Source organism: Moraxella sp. FZLJ2109 (genome assembly GCF_024296965.1).
In the GTDB taxonomy this organism is placed as follows: Bacteria; Pseudomonadota; Gammaproteobacteria; order Pseudomonadales; family Moraxellaceae; genus Moraxella.
On sequence record NZ_CP101112.1, the window covers coordinates 977574 to 991661 of the forward strand.

At 47.7% G+C, this 14088-nt stretch carries 12 protein-coding genes, 1 pseudogene and 1 riboswitch; of the genes and pseudogenes, 8 read left to right on the forward strand and 5 right to left on the reverse strand.

Annotated features, from left to right (window positions below):
* Positions 1 to 115: 115 nt before the first annotated feature.
* The 5 genes and pseudogenes from NKU06_RS04455 (at position 116) to NKU06_RS04475 (ending at position 3941) form a co-directional block, all read left to right on the forward strand.
* Positions 116 to 601, forward strand: a complete 486-nt coding sequence (locus NKU06_RS04455) for a septal ring lytic transglycosylase RlpA family protein (RefSeq protein WP_254729071.1) — start codon at positions 116 to 118, stop codon at positions 599 to 601.
* An 8-nt stretch (positions 602 to 609) separates the two neighbouring features.
* Complete coding sequence (locus NKU06_RS04460; protein WP_254729073.1) at positions 610 to 975, forward strand: FKBP-type peptidyl-prolyl cis-trans isomerase; 366 nt, start codon at positions 610 to 612, stop codon at positions 973 to 975.
* Positions 968 to 1204: a DUF1653 domain-containing protein gene (locus NKU06_RS04465; RefSeq protein ID WP_254729075.1), complete on the forward strand. Its 237-nt coding sequence runs from the start codon at positions 968 to 970 to the stop codon at positions 1202 to 1204. The genes NKU06_RS04460 and NKU06_RS04465 overlap by 8 nt, the downstream gene beginning before the upstream one ends.
* Positions 1205 to 1384: 180 nt before the next feature.
* On the forward strand, positions 1385 to 2560 hold the full coding sequence (locus NKU06_RS04470; RefSeq protein ID WP_254729077.1) for a type III PLP-dependent enzyme: 1176 nt from the start codon (positions 1385 to 1387) through the stop codon (positions 2558 to 2560).
* Positions 2561 to 2656: 96 nt separating this feature from the next.
* Positions 2657 to 3941: pseudogene (locus NKU06_RS04475) on the forward strand (valine--pyruvate transaminase).
* 69 nt (positions 3942 to 4010) lie between these two features.
* On the opposite strand, the gene NKU06_RS04480 reads toward NKU06_RS04475, so the two are convergent.
* The 3 genes from NKU06_RS04480 to NKU06_RS04490 all read right to left on the reverse strand — a co-directional run bounded on the left by NKU06_RS04480 (position 4011) and on the right by NKU06_RS04490 (position 7011).
* Positions 4011 to 5030 (reverse strand): NAD(P)-dependent alcohol dehydrogenase, encoded by a 1020-nt coding sequence (locus tag NKU06_RS04480; RefSeq protein WP_254729079.1) that lies wholly within the window; start codon positions 5028 to 5030, stop codon positions 4011 to 4013.
* Positions 5031 to 5273: 243 nt separating this feature from the next.
* Positions 5274 to 5624 carry a RidA family protein gene (locus NKU06_RS04485; protein WP_253224562.1) on the reverse strand — a complete coding sequence of 117 codons (351 nt, stop codon included), beginning with the start codon at positions 5622 to 5624 and terminating at the stop codon, positions 5274 to 5276.
* Positions 5625 to 5658: 34 nt separating this feature from the next.
* Complete coding sequence (locus NKU06_RS04490) at positions 5659 to 7011, reverse strand: D-amino acid dehydrogenase (RefSeq protein WP_371928034.1); 1353 nt, start codon at positions 7009 to 7011, stop codon at positions 5659 to 5661.
* 157 nt (positions 7012 to 7168) lie between these two features.
* Positions 7169 to 7270: riboswitch (TPP riboswitch) on the forward strand.
* An 84-nt stretch (positions 7271 to 7354) separates the two neighbouring features.
* On the opposite strand from NKU06_RS04490, the gene thiC reads away from it, so the two are divergent.
* A complete protein-coding gene (thiC, locus tag NKU06_RS04495; protein ID WP_254729083.1) occupies positions 7355 to 9346 on the forward strand; it encodes a phosphomethylpyrimidine synthase ThiC in 1992 nt (663 codons plus the stop codon).
* Between the two features lie 61 nt (positions 9347 to 9407).
* Here thiC and NKU06_RS04500 read toward each other — a convergent pair whose 3' ends face one another.
* On the reverse strand, positions 9408 to 9830 hold the full coding sequence (locus NKU06_RS04500) for a YqaA family protein (protein ID WP_254729085.1): 423 nt from the start codon (positions 9828 to 9830) through the stop codon (positions 9408 to 9410).
* 110 nt (positions 9831 to 9940) lie between these two features.
* Here NKU06_RS04500 and NKU06_RS04505 point away from each other — a divergent pair, with 110 nt between their 5' ends.
* Together NKU06_RS04505 and NKU06_RS04510 are read left to right on the forward strand one after the other, a co-directional pair.
* Positions 9941 to 11779: an ABC transporter ATP-binding protein gene (locus tag NKU06_RS04505; RefSeq protein WP_253224558.1), complete on the forward strand. Its 1839-nt coding sequence runs from the start codon at positions 9941 to 9943 to the stop codon at positions 11777 to 11779.
* Positions 11780 to 11923: 144 nt separating this feature from the next.
* Entirely contained in the window at positions 11924 to 12814 is an 891-nt protein-coding gene (locus tag NKU06_RS04510) for a DMT family transporter (RefSeq protein WP_254729087.1), read from the forward strand.
* A gap of 35 nt (positions 12815 to 12849) precedes the next feature.
* Here NKU06_RS04510 and NKU06_RS04515 read toward each other — a convergent pair whose 3' ends face one another.
* Positions 12850 to 14025, reverse strand: coding sequence for an isovaleryl-CoA dehydrogenase (locus tag NKU06_RS04515; RefSeq protein WP_254729089.1), 1176 nt, complete (start codon positions 14023 to 14025; stop codon positions 12850 to 12852).
* Positions 14026 to 14088: the final 63 nt, after the last annotated feature.

Here is a 14088-nt window from a genome sequence, read left to right on the forward strand (position 1 = left end):
ATATTTGTAAATCCTTGTAATCATCAAGGGTTTTGGCTATGATACGCGGTACGAAAATTTGCTGTAAAAGAAAATAAACCATCAACCAAGGGGCAACACCCCAAGGAAATCCGTTATGAAAAAACTTCTACTAGCTGCAACCGTATTATTAAGCCTAAGTGCGCAAGCTGCCACCGTCACTTATTATGGTGATAAATTCCACGGTCGTAAGACTGCCAGTGGCGAGCGTTTTAACCAAAATGCCATGACCTGCGCCAGTAACAGCCACAAGATGGGTACTTTGCTTGAAGTGACCAATGTCAAAAATGGCAAATCGGTCGTCTGCCGTGTCAATGATACTGGCGGCTTTAGCAAATATGGCGTGTCGCTAGATTTGTCAAAAGGTGCATTTGCCAAAATCGCCCCGCTAAGCCAAGGTCGTGCACAGGTCAGTATCCGCAAGGTATCTGGCGATGAAATGCAAGCATCGAATGTAGCATCGCTTGCACAACAAAAACTCAATGAAGAAAAGGTTGCTGCGGCACTGGCTGCCATTGAGCCTGTCACCATTAGTCAGACCGCCACCATTAGCCTGGCGGCCAATGTCTCAGCGACCCAATGATGACAGATATGACACACATCACAGTCACTGACATCATCGTTGGCACCGGTAAAACTGCTGTCAAAGGTGTGCTGATTGTCACCGAATACACCGGTAAGCTTGAAGATGGCACAGTGTTTGATTCATCCATTAGTCGTGGGCGTGCCTTTGAGTGTGTCATCGGCACAGGCCGTGTAATCAAAGGATGGGATATGGGTGTGCTTGGTTTTAGTATAGATGATGTGGTTGTCGCACCGATGCAAGTTGGTGGTAAACGACAGCTAATCGTCCCTGCACATCTGGCATATGGTGAGCGTACGGTGGGTAAGATTCCGCCGAATTCGACGCTGTATTTTGAGATTGAGCTCTTAGAAGTGCGGACACGCGATGATTGATCAGCACCACAAGCCACACCTAGCCACTGGCACTTATCGCCATTATAAAGGTAATCTATACGAAGTCATCGATGTGGTCTGCCACAGCGAGACCGAAGAATGGCTTGTATTGTATCGCCCTTTGTATGGTGAGTCGCCCGTGCTGTGGGTGCGGCCATTGGCGATGTTCACCGAGATGGTGATGGTCGATGACAAATCTGTGCCAAGATTTGCCCCATTGGACTTGTGAGTATTTGGCAAAATATTTGTTATCAATAAACCATAGCCACACCCCCAAAAGCTTGATATAATACTGTAAGCGTAGCATTTTTAATGGACGAACCTTGTCGTTCGCTGTTAAAGGTGCTTTTTCATTTCCCTATTTTGCGATAAGCCATAGGCTGACAAAGGATTTGCAGGAGTAAGTTTGATGATTAAGATTGACCAATATTTTGACCGATTGCAATGGCAAAAATTCACCCAAGCTGCTGAAGGTGAAGACACGCCGCTGCTTGTCGTGGATCTCAGTCGCATCAAGACCAAATATGAAGAGATGGTCAGCTTATTCCCAAAAGCCAAAATTCATTATGCGATGAAAGCCAGTCCTGCGGTGGAAGTGGTGAAATATTTGGCGGATTTGGGTTCAAATTTCGACTGCGCATCGATTTATGAGCTTGATCGTGTGCTAGACTGTGGCGTCTCACCTGATCGCATTTCTTATGGTAATACCATCAAAAAAGCCGCGCATGTCAAATATGCTTTTGAAAAAGGCATCACCTTGTACGCCACTGATTCTAAAGCGGATCTAATCAATATTGCTAATAATGCCCCTGGTTCAAAAGTCTTTGTGCGCATTCTTGTACACGGCGCGGACACTGCCGAGTGGCCATTGTCGCGTAAATTTGGCTGCCACCCTGATATGGCGGTGGATCTGCTTGTACAAGCCAAGAACTTAGGACTTGTGCCTTATGGTATCTCGTTCCATGTCGGCAGTCAGCAAAAAGATGTCGCGGCGTGGGATGATGCGCTTGCCAAGGTCAAATATATGTTTGACTGGATGAAATATGAAGAAAATATTCAGTTAAAAATGATCAACTTGGGTGGCGGCTTCCCGACCAACTACATCAGTGAAGTGAACCCTGTCAAAGTCTATGCCGAAGAGATTCATCGCTATCTGTCAGAAGACTATGATGACGATGAAATGCCTGAAATCATCCTAGAGCCGGGCCGCTCGATGGTCGGTGATAGTGGTGTGTTGGTGTCGGAAGTCGTGCTGATCAGCCGCAAATCACGCACCGATTTGACGCGCTGGGTTTATACCGATGTTGGCTTGTTCCAAGGCTTGATCGAGACTTTGGGCGAAGCGATCAAATACCCTGTTTATACGCCAAAAATGGAAACCGCCACCGAAAAAGGCACGGTGATTTTGGCGGGTCCAACCTGTGACAGCACTGACATCATGTATGAGCACGCCGCCTATAAACTGCCACAAGATCTTGAGATTGGCGATAAGCTGTATTGGCTGACCACAGGGGCTTATACCAATTCTTATTCTTCAGTAGAATTTAACGGTTTCCCACCACTGAAAGTCAAATACATCGAGTGATGGTATCAAGCAGTATAACAAGATGTTTCATGTGAAACCATTTTATGCTGCTGTTTTTAATCAGTACAACCACCGCCATACAGTCAGAGTTCTGCCATGAAATTCTCAAAATTCGGTCAAAAATTCACCAAAGACAGCGCCATATTGCAGCTGATGGATGATCTGGGTGATGCGCTCAATAGCGACAAACCTGTCAATATGCTTGGCGGTGGCAACCCTGCTAGCATTCCTGAATTGAATGCAGTTTATCAGCAGACGCTTGAATCTGTGGTGGCGGATGCACTGGCTTTGGACAGTGTGGGCAATTATTCCAACCCGCAAGGTGATGCTAAATTCATCGCGACTTTGGTGGAGTTTTTTAACCGCCATTATGATTGGCAGCTGACCAGTGAGAATATTGTCTTGACCAATGGCTCACAAAATGCCTTTTTCTATTTGTTCAACTTATTTGCAGGTAAATTCGACGATGGCACGGACAAATCGATCCTGCTGCCGCTTGCGCCTGAATATGTTGGCTATGCTGACGTGCATATCGATGGTGTGCATTTTGTCGCTGTGCCACCAAGCATTGAGCTGGTTTCGCACGAAGGACAAGAAGGGTTTTTCAAATATCGTGTCGATTTTGATGTGTTAGAAAATTTAGAAGAGCTAAAAAATGGCAAGATCGGTGCGATCTGCTGCTCACGCCCAACCAACCCCACAGGCAATGTGCTGACTGATGATGAGATGGCGCGTTTGACCGCCATCTCCAAAAAATACAGCGTGCCATTGATCGTCGATAACGCCTATGGGATGCCATTTCCGAACATCATCTACACCGACACCACCTTAAGCTGGGATGATGACACCGTGCTGTGCTTTAGCTTATCAAAAGTCGGACTACCCGGTACGCGCACGGGCATCATCGTTGCCAATAAAAATGTGGTCAAAACCATCAGTAATATGAATGCCATCGTCAATCTGTCGCCTGTGCGTTTTGGGGCGACGGTGGCGACACCGCTATTTGCCAATGATGAGATCAAGACACTGTCGGACACGGTGATTCAGCCGTTTTATCAGACGCAAGCGCGCTTGGCGGTGAAGCTATTACAAGAAAATTTTGCCAATTATCCTGTGAAAATCCATAAGCCTGAAGGCGCGATTTTCCTATGGGTGTGGTTTGAAAATCTGCCCATTTCAACGACCGAACTGTATCAGATTTTAAAACAGCAAGGCACGCTGATCATCCCATCGGAGCATTTTTTTCGTCGGTGTTGAGACTGCCAATTATCCGCACGCGCGCGAATGTATCCGCTTATCAATCGCTCAAGATGATGAGACCATCACCAAAGGCATCACCACCATCGGTGAAGTGGTGCGTAAGCTGTATGATGGTGCGTGATGGTGTAGATTTATCCAAAAACCGTTTGTGTTATGAAGCACAAACGGTTTTTTTGTTAAGTATAATTAATCAATCAAAGTCGTTCTTTAATACCACACGATAGCGTGCCTTGCCTGATTGTAGATGACGGATGGCGTCATTAATCTCTGACATCGGAAATTCTTCGACCACAGGATGAATCTGCTTGCGTGCAGCAAAGTCCATCATCGTGCGCAGATGAATCGGCGAGCCTGTTGGCGAGCCTGTGACCGACTTGGCACCACCGATCAGCGAAAATGCACCGATTGACATCGGCTCGAGTACCGCGCCGACCATGTGCAGCTTGCCTTCAGGTTTAAGCAGTTTCATATACGCTTTCCAGTCCAGTGGTACATTGACTGTTGAGACGATGAGATCTAGGCTGTTTTTTGCGTCCGCAAAGCTGTCAGGATTGGTCGAGTCTAAGATGTGATGCGCGCCTAAGGCATAGATTTCGTCGTATTTATTAGGATTTGAGCTAAAGGCAGTCACTTCACAGCCCCACGCATTAAAAAACTCAAGCGCCATGTGTCCAAGACCACCGACGCCGATCACGCCGACCTTGTGATGCGCTTGGATGTGGTGCTGTAGTAGTGGCTGAAATACCGTGATGCCGCCGCACAACAGCGGACCTGCTTTGGCATAATCAATCCCATCAGGCATCGGGATGACCCATTGCCACTGCGCGCGTACTTTATCAGCAAAGCCGCCTTTGTGCAGGACAGTTGGCACGGCGCTTTTGCAGACATGGTGCTTGCCGCCGATGCATGGATCGCAGTGCTGGCACGACTCAGCCGTCCAGCCGACACCGACCATCTGCCCGATGGACAGACCCTTGGTATCACTGCCGAGTGCAATGATCTCACCGATGATCTCATGTCCTGCAACCAGTGGATAGACGCTTGTGCCCCATTCATTATCCATCATCGATAGATCAGAATGGCAGATGCCGCAGTAATATACCTTGATCTCGACTTCATCGGCTTTTAGGGCGCCTGCGTCATAGTCATAACGCTCAGCAGGGCTGTGCGGTGCGTGTACGGCATAGGCGCGGATGGTGTTGGTGGTCATAGTTTTCCCCTGTGTGGTTTGTGTTTTATGGTCTATAAAATTCAAAATAATACTGCGCCCGCTTGTCTTGCTGTACTATCTGCAACTCGCTGCCCAGTCTTATTTTGTTTTTATACGACCATAGTGATAAGCGGTAGCATAGCACACTTTGTGGGGTAAAATGTTGATTGTGATGTAGTTTGACAACAAAAAAACCATCTGAGAATCGCCTCCCAGACGGTTTTGGTATTTAGCTTCTTAAGCTCATTTCACCGCGGCGATGACCATCACTTCTACCAGCCAGTTTGGATTGACCAAGTTGGCTTGGATGGTCGCGCGCACAGGTGGCGTTGTGCCTGCGACCCACGCTTTCCATTCGGCGTTGAAGCTTTCAAAGTCGCTTAGGTTTTTGATGAAGACTTGCGCTGATAGCAGATGTGCTTTATCGCTGCCTGCTTGGGCAAGGGCTTTATCGATATTGGCGAACACTTGGCGCGCTTGACCTGCAATGTCCAGGCTGTCATCATCAGGCACTTGACCTGCCAGATAGACCACGCCATTATGCACAGCGACTTCGCTTAGGGTTTCGTTGCTGTCGAATTTTTGGATACTCATAAATTACTCCTTGTTAAGTATTATTAAGATAAAATTAACTATAACGCTCTAATGACAAACCTTCAAGGCTGATCTCTGGCGTTTGTCCTGTGACGATGTCACTGATCAATTTACCAGAGCCGCACGACATCGTCCAGCCCAGCGTGCCATGACCGTTGTTTAGGTACAAGCCTTTGATTTTGGTTGCGCCGATCACAGGTGTGCCATCTGGTGTCATAGGACGCAAGCCTGTCCAAAAGGTCGCACTCGGCAGATCGCCACCGCTGAACAGCTCACCGCACACCATCTCAAGCGTCTGACGGCGCGCAGGGTTCAGCCCCAAGTCAAAGCCAGATAATTCTGCCATGCCGCCGACACGGATGCGGTTGTCAAAGCGTGTGATGGCGATTTTATAAGTTTCATCGATCACGGTTGAGACGGGCGCGTTATTGGCATCAACGATTGGCACGGTCAGTGAGTAGCCTTTGACAGGATAGACAGGCAGTTTTAGCCCCAGTGATTTGACCATCGCAGGGGTGTAGCTGCCCAGTGCCAAGATATAATTGTCCGCGCTCACAAGCTCGCCATCAACGATGACGCCTGTCATGCTGCCGCCATCGACGACCAAGCGATCGATGGTTTTATTGAATAAAAATTTCACGCCCAAATCCTTGGCAAGCGCTGCCAATCGCTTGGTGAACAGATTGCAGTCGCCTGTCTCATCATTGGGCAGGCGCAGACCGCCAAGCAAGTTCGCCTTGGCATTGGCTAGGGCAGGTTCGACACTTGCTAAGCCTGCAGCGCTGTCGTACAGCTCATAATCCACGCCCATCTCTTGTAGTACTTTAATGTCTTGATGTACCGCGTCAAGCTGTTCAGACTTGCGAAACAGCTGCAGCGTGCCTTGGGTGCGCTGTTCGTACTCGATGCCTGTATCGGCACGCAAGTTACGCAGGCAGTCGCGGCTGTACTCAGCGACACGCACCATGCGTGCTTTATTGACGGCGTAGGATTTGTCATTGCAATTGGCAAGCATTTGGCTCATCCACTGCAGCTGAAATGCCGTGCCATCAGGGCGAAAATTAAACGGTGCGTGCTTTTGGAAAAACCATTTAAATGCCTTGGTCGGAATGCCCGGTGCTGCCCACGGCGTCGAATAACCCGGTGAGATTTGTCCTGCATTGCCAAAACTGGTCTCTTCGGCGACATCCGCTTGACGGTCGATGACGGTGACATCGACACCGTGTTTGGCAAGAAAATAGGCAGAAGTCACACCGATCACACCACCGCCTAAGACGAGTACTTTCATAACCACAACCTTCTTATAATGATCAAAAAAACAGCCAAAATCATGACATGAGGTAAGTTTACCGTGATTATTTTTCGCTATTTTTGATCTTTTTATTATTTAGAAAAATTTTATAAAAAAAGAAAAATCTGCTTTGTTAAAACAAATTTTTATGTATATGATAACAAGAAAAAATTGTCGCCACAAGCAATAAAATGTAGCACGGGCAAAAACTTTGGGTGTATTGTTTTTTGGGTGAAAACTTTGATATACTGAACGCAACTTGACGGAGTGCGATGCTTATCGCTGAGAGTGATTTTCACAATCCGTTGAACCTGATGCAGTTCGTACTGCCGTAGGAATCAAGTTTTCAAAGTCTTTTTGCCATTTCGATGGTTTTGTTTTTCATCATAAGATTTTTGATGGCTTGATTTGTTTATTCGCCATTTTAAAGGATATTATGATGAGCCAAACAAATCTATCTTTAGAACCTTCCCAACAAATCACCAACACGACAGCCACAGAAATTGACTTGGAATACAAGGAAAATGAGCGAAGTCGTACACATGCTACTACGAGCGAATTTGACGCAGTAGAACAAGCCAAGTTCGACGGCTGTGAGCAAGATGCGAAAGATTTAACCCGTATCTTGCCTGCTTCTCGCAAAGTCTATGTGCAAGGTTCACGCCCAGACATTCAAGTACCGTTTCGTGAAATTAGTTTGACGGATACGCCAACAGGCTTGGGCGGTGAACCTAATCCAGCCATTTTAGTCTATGATACTTCAGGCGTTTATACTGACCCAGCGGTGAAAATTGATTTAAATCAAGGCTTGCCACACATTCGCACCGCTTGGATTAATGAGCGTAATGATACGGAAATTTTGCCGAATTTATCATCAACATTTGGTCAAGAACGGTTAAAAGATATTCGTACTCAAAATATCCGTTTTGCTCACATCAGCAAGCCGAGACGAGCCAAACAAGGTCGTAATGTGACGCAAATGCACTACGCTCGCCAAGGCATTATCACCCCTGAAATGGAATATATCGCCATTCGTGAAAATCAAAAACAGCGTGATGGTGTGGATATGCGACAACACGCAGGACAAAATTTTGGTGCAAATAATTTAACCCAAATTACCCCTGAATTTGTCCGCTCTGAGGTGGCAGCAGGACGCGCGATTATTCCTGCCAATATCAATCACCCAGAATGTGAACCAATGATTATTGGGCGTAATTTCTTGGTCAAAATCAATGCCAATATTGGTAATTCAGCACTGGGTTCTAGCATTGACGAAGAAGTCGCCAAAATGACGTGGGCGACCCGTTGGGGTGCCGATACCATCATGGATTTATCCACAGGGAAAAAAATTCATGAAACCAGGGAATGGATTATTCGTAACTCTCCTGTACCGATTGGCACAGTACCGATTTATCAAGCCCTTGAAAAAGTAGGTGGAATTGCTGAAGATTTAACATGGGAAATTTTTAAAGATACCTTGATTGAACAAGCCGAGCAAGGCGTAGATTATTTTACCATTCATGCAGGCGTATTACTGCGTTATGTACCGATGACGGCAAATCGTTTAACTGGCATTGTCAGCCGTGGCGGTTCAATTATGGCACAATGGTGTTTGGCTCATCATCAAGAAAATTTCCTTTATACCCATTTTGATGAAATTTGCGAAATTATGAAAGCCTATGACGTTTCGTTTAGTTTAGGCGATGGTTTACGCCCTGGCTGTATTCAAGATGCCAATGATGAAGCCCAATTTAGCGAATTAAAAACCTTAGGCGAGCTGACTCACCGTGCATGGCAACATGATGTACAAGTGATGATTGAAGGCCCGGGGCATGTGCCAATGCACATGATTAAAGAAAATATGGACTTACAGCTTGAAGTATGTAGCGAAGCACCCTTCTATACGCTTGGGCCTTTAACCACTGATATTGCCCCCGGTTATGACCACATCACATCTGCGATTGGAGCGGCCATGATTGGTTGGTATGGCACGGCGATGCTGTGTTATGTAACACCAAAAGAACATTTAGGTTTGCCAAATAAAAAAGATGTGAAAGATGGGATTATTACCTATAAAATTGCGGCTCATGCGGCTGACCTTGCCAAAGGACACCCTGCCGCTCAAGTGCGTGATAATGCCTTATCTAAAGCTCGGTTTGAGTTCCGTTGGGAAGACCAATTTAATTTAAGCCTTGACCCCGATACGGCGCGTGGTATGCATGATGAAACCATGCCAAAGCAGGCTCATAAATCGGCTCATTTTTGTTCTATGTGTGGCCCTAAATTCTGTTCGATGAAAATTACGCAAAATGTCAGAGACTATGCCAAGGGGGTGAAAAACACCGCCCAAAATGATGAGATCGAACAAGGATTTTTACAAATGACCGAGCAATACCATAAGCAAGGCAGTAAGTTGTATCATGAAGTGTGATTAAGTCTTATTTGAAAAATCAACGCAATCAGGGTGAAATTTTGCCCTGATTTTTTTTATTTTAAAACACGCCCAAATAAATCGCATAAACAACCATGTATCGACCCACTTTGGCGATGCTGACCAATAATAAAAACCGCCAAAATCGCTCATTCATGATCCCTGCGATCAAAGTCAATGGATCGCCGATGATCGGCACCCAGCTTAGTAGCAGCGAATATGCACCGTAGCGATGATAACGCAGGCGTGCTTTGGCGATCTCATCAGGTGTGAAAATAAAGCGGTGATGTGTGATCCATGATTGTAAAAACTTGCCCAACACAAAATTTGCGCACGAACCCAAGACATTGCCAAGACTTGCGCACAGTAGCAGCAGCCACGGCACAAGGTTTTGATCCAGAAGATAAATCAGCAGCATTTCAGACTGTGCAGGCAATAAAGTCGCCGCCAAAAATGCCGCCACAAATAGCCCAAGATAGGACATGGTACGCTCGGTTCGGTGTGTTTTTCTGTGAGATTTGATAAAACAATTATAACATCATCTACAGGCTTAAGTTTGTTATAATACTCGGTTGATTTTAACATTGAACGCTTATGTCTTTATTTGGTTATTTTGAAAAACGCCTTGATCCTTTTCCTGATGTCAGCTTGCCCAAGACCGACGGCTCGCTCATCTCGTTCATCTATGCGTGCACGACAGGGTTTCGCGGTTGGCTTGTGGCATTTACGCTTCTGACGGCGTTATCAGGGCTGTATTGGGCGCTCGTGTATGCGTGGGTCGGGCAGATCATCGACTGGATGAGTGTGCTGAGCCCTGGTCAGCTGTGGGCGGATAAGCGCGATGAGCTGATGGTGATGCTTGCCATCAGTGTCTGTGTGCCTGTGGTGATGGTGTTTGAGACAACCGTGCATCATCAGGTGCTACAAGGCGTTGCGCCGATGCGACTGCGGTGGATTTTTCATCAGCATATGCTGGGACAGTCGATGCAGTTTTATCAAGAAGAGTTCTCTGGGCGTGTGTCGGCAAAAGTAATGCAGACGGCGCTGTCGGCACGCGATGTGGTGATGACGGTGATCGGCGTGTTCGTGTTTATCATCACCTTTTTGGTTGGCTCAGGTGCGGTACTGGTTAATCTACATCCGCTGTTGGCTGTGCCTTTTGTGGGATGGGTGCTGATGGTGATTGGCTTGCTTGCGTTCTTATTACCCAAGCTGCAGCGCAGTTCAAAAGAACAAGCCGATGCGCGCGCCCTAATGACAGGGCGGATCACCGATGCTTATGCCAATATCAGCACGGTCAAGCTATTTAGCCATGCGCGCCGCGAATCGGTGTACGCCAAAGAAGCGATGACAAGCTTCTTATCCAAAGTCAATGAACAAATGCGCTTGGTGAGTGTGCTTGAGATCTGCGTGTCGAGTATCGCGCTCATCACGGTGACGGGCTCTGTGGCGATCGGTCTGTATCTGTGGATGCAAGGACAGGTTGGTGCAGGCGCGGTGGCGGTCGCTGGTGCGTTGGCAATCCGCTTGCAGGGCTTGACGCATTGGGTGCTGTGGGAGACGGCGAGTCTGTTTGAGCATTTGGGCACGGTACAAGACGGCATGAAAACCTTGACCACGCCACACGCTGTCATCGATGCACCTAATGCTAAGGCGTTTCATGTGAAACAGGGTAAGATCGCGTTCGATGCGGTGACTTTTAATTATGGTAAATCGACAAATCCGCCGCTACTGGATCAGTTCACCCTAAATATCCAAGCAGGCGAGAAAATCGGTCTGGTCGGGCGATCAGGCGCAGGCAAATCGACACTGGTCAATCTACTGCTGCGATTTTATGATGTCGATGGCGGTACGATCCGTATCGATGATCAGGACATTAGTACCATCACCCAAGAGACCTTACGCCAAAATATCGGCATGGTTACCCAAGACACAAGCTTGCTTCATCGCACGGTGCGTGAGAACATCGCCTATGGCAAGCCTGATGCGACTGATGATGAGATTATCGCTGCGGCAAAGGCGGCGCACGCATGGGAGTTTATCCAGACGCTCAAGGATAAATATGGCAATACAGGGCTGGACACCCAAGTCGGCGAACGCGGCGTCAAGCTGTCTGGCGGCCAGCGTCAGCGTATCGCCATCGCACGCGTGATGCTCAAAAACGCACCGATTCTGCTGCTGGATGAAGCGACCAGTGCGCTGGATTCTGAAGTGGAATTCGCCATCACCCAAAGCCTAGATCAGATGATGGCAGGCAAGACAGTGATCGCCATCGCGCATCGCCTATCAACCATTGCGTCGATGGATAGACTGGTGGTGATGCAGGCAGGGCGTATCGTCGAGATGGGTACGCATGATGAGCTGATCGCCAAAGATGGCATCTATGCATCACTGTGGGCGCGCCAAAGTGGGGGATTTTTGGCAGAAGAATAAAAAACTTCTGCTTGGTGGGCGAACCCTTAGTTTTCTCTGTAAGATTAAGGGTTTTCATTTTTACACCAATACCACCAACCCTTGCCATCCCCTCATTTTTTATAATAATATACCAATAATCCATCAACCCACTACCCACACCCCATGCAGCCAGCCAATCTGATTCTTGCCAGTGTCTTTATCATCATTTGGTCGTCGGGCTTTATCATCGGTCGGATGATTGTCGGTGCTGTGTCACCCAATATTTTCTTAGGGTTGCGATTTGCGCTGTCGTGCTTGATGTTTGTGCTTGTGGCTTGGGTGCTAAAGCGTGCGTATCCTGAGGCGCGTGACTGGGGCAAGCATTTTTTGGTCGGTATGCTCAGCAGTGGTTTGTATCTGGGCGGTGGTTATTGGGCGATCAGTCAAGGAGTGAGTGCATCTTTGATGGCGCTGCTTGGTGGCTTGCAGCCGATTTTTACCTTGATTATCATGCTGATATTTTTTAAAGAAAAACTTGCGATGAGCGCACTGTTTGGCATGATTTTGGGCATACTTGGGATTTATTGTGTGGTGTCGCCGTCACTTGGCTTGGGTGCAGAGTTTTCTTTGGCGGTGTTTGCCATCGCTGTCTTATCGGTGCTGAGCATCACCATCGGCATGGTGCTACAAAAGCAGTACATTGGTACATCAGACATCATCCCATCACTTGCCCTACAAAATTTCGCTGCCATGCTCACCGCTGCTGTACTAATGCTGGTGATGCAAGAAGATTTGTTGGTGATCAACAGCCAATCGATCTTTGGGCTGTTTTGGGCAGTGGTGGTGCTGTCAGGCGTAGGCGTGTTTTTGTTTATTAAGCTCATCAAAAACATCGGCGCGGTCAAGACCACATCGTTTTTATTGCTTGCGCCACCTTTGGCTGCTATCCAAGCTAAGCTGTTGTTCGGCGAAACTTTATCATTCATCCAAATGCTTGGCTTTGTGCTTGCCTTGGCAGGGGTGTGGCTATGCCAAAAAACGACGCTGAGACCAATATCTGAACCCAAAAAATAAATCCTTGAGCCAGCCCAAGGATTTATTTTAAGCCATCACGCTGTTTCGTTAAACAGCTCACGACCAATCAGCATACGGCGAATCTCGCTCGTGCCTGCGCCGATTTCGTACAGCTTGGCATCACGCCATAGGCGACCTAGTGGAAACTCGTTGGTAAAGCCATTACCGCCGAAGATTTGGATGCCTTCGCCCGCCATCCAAGTGGCTTTCTCTGCTGTCCATAGAATCACGCTTGCGCAGTCTTTACGCACTTGGCGGACATGCTCAGCGCCTAGCATATCTAGGTTTTTGCCCACGGTATATAGGAAGCTGCGACCTGCTTGCAAGGTGGTGTACATATCAGCGACTTTGGCTTGGATCAGTTGAAACTCACCAATCGGCTGACCGAACTGCTTGCGGTCGTGGATGTAGGGCACGACATTATCCATCACTGCTTGCATGATACCAATCGGGCCTGCCGCCAGTACTGCGCGCTCATAGTCAAGACCGCTCATCAGCACCTTGACGCCGTTATTTAAGCCACCTAGGATGTTCTCGGCAGGGACTTCGACATTTTCAAAGACCATCTCGCCTGTGTGACTGCCGCGCATACCCAACTTATCAAGCTTTTGGGCGGTATAAAAGCCTTTCATGCCTTTTTCGACCAAAAATGCGGTGATGCCCTTGGCGCCAAGCTCAGGATTGGTCTTGGCATAGACCACCATCACATCAGCATCAGGGCCGTTGGTGATCCACATTTTAGTGCCGTTTAGGATATAGACGCCGTCTTTTTCTTCGGCGCGCAGCTTCATGCTCGTGACATCTGAGCCTGCGCCCGGTTCACTCATCGCCAGTGCACCGATGTACTCGCCTGTGATGAGTTTTGGTAGGTATTTTTGTTTTTGTGCTTCGTTGCCGTTGCGCTTGATTTGGTTGATGCATAGGTTTGAGTGTGCGCCATAGCTTAATGCCACCGACGCTGACGCACGGCTGATCTCTTCCATCGCCACCATGTGTGCGACATAGCCCATATCGACACCGCCGTAGCTTTCAGGCACTGTAATGCCATGCAAGCCCAAATCCCCCATCTTTTGCCACAGATCCATCGGGAATTGGTCGGTGTGGTCAATCTCGGCGGCGCGTGGGGCGATCTCAGCTGCCGCAAAAGCTTGCACCGCTTCGCGCAAGGCATTGATGTCGTCGCCCAATTGATAATCGAGTCCTAGGTTCATGATAACGCTCCTTATTGAAAATTATAGAAAATCATTTAACGGATAAAAATTTAGCCAAAACCA

Coding starts and splice junctions, on each gene's coding strand:
- NKU06_RS04455 (WP_254729071.1), top strand. CDS start 116: ATGAAAAAACTTCTACTAGCTGCAACCGTATTATTAAGCCTAAGTGCG.
- NKU06_RS04460 (WP_254729073.1), top strand. CDS start 610: ATGACACACATCACAGTCACTGACATCATCGTTGGCACCGGTAAAACT.
- NKU06_RS04465 (WP_254729075.1), top strand. CDS start 968: ATGATTGATCAGCACCACAAGCCACACCTAGCCACTGGCACTTATCGC.
- NKU06_RS04470 (WP_254729077.1), top strand. CDS start 1,385: ATGATTAAGATTGACCAATATTTTGACCGATTGCAATGGCAAAAATTC.
- NKU06_RS04480 (WP_254729079.1), bottom strand. CDS start 5,030: ATGACCACCAACACCATCCGCGCCTATGCCGTACACGCACCGCACAGC.
- NKU06_RS04485 (WP_253224562.1), bottom strand. CDS start 5,624: ATGAGTATCCAAAAATTCGACAGCAACGAAACCCTAAGCGAAGTCGCT.
- thiC (WP_254729083.1), top strand. CDS start 7,355: ATGAGCCAAACAAATCTATCTTTAGAACCTTCCCAACAAATCACCAAC.
- NKU06_RS04500 (WP_254729085.1), bottom strand. CDS start 9,830: ATGTCCTATCTTGGGCTATTTGTGGCGGCATTTTTGGCGGCGACTTTA.
- NKU06_RS04505 (WP_253224558.1), top strand. CDS start 9,941: ATGTCTTTATTTGGTTATTTTGAAAAACGCCTTGATCCTTTTCCTGAT.
- NKU06_RS04510 (WP_254729087.1), top strand. CDS start 11,924: ATGCAGCCAGCCAATCTGATTCTTGCCAGTGTCTTTATCATCATTTGG.
- NKU06_RS04515 (WP_254729089.1), bottom strand. CDS start 14,025: ATGAACCTAGGACTCGATTATCAATTGGGCGACGACATCAATGCCTTG.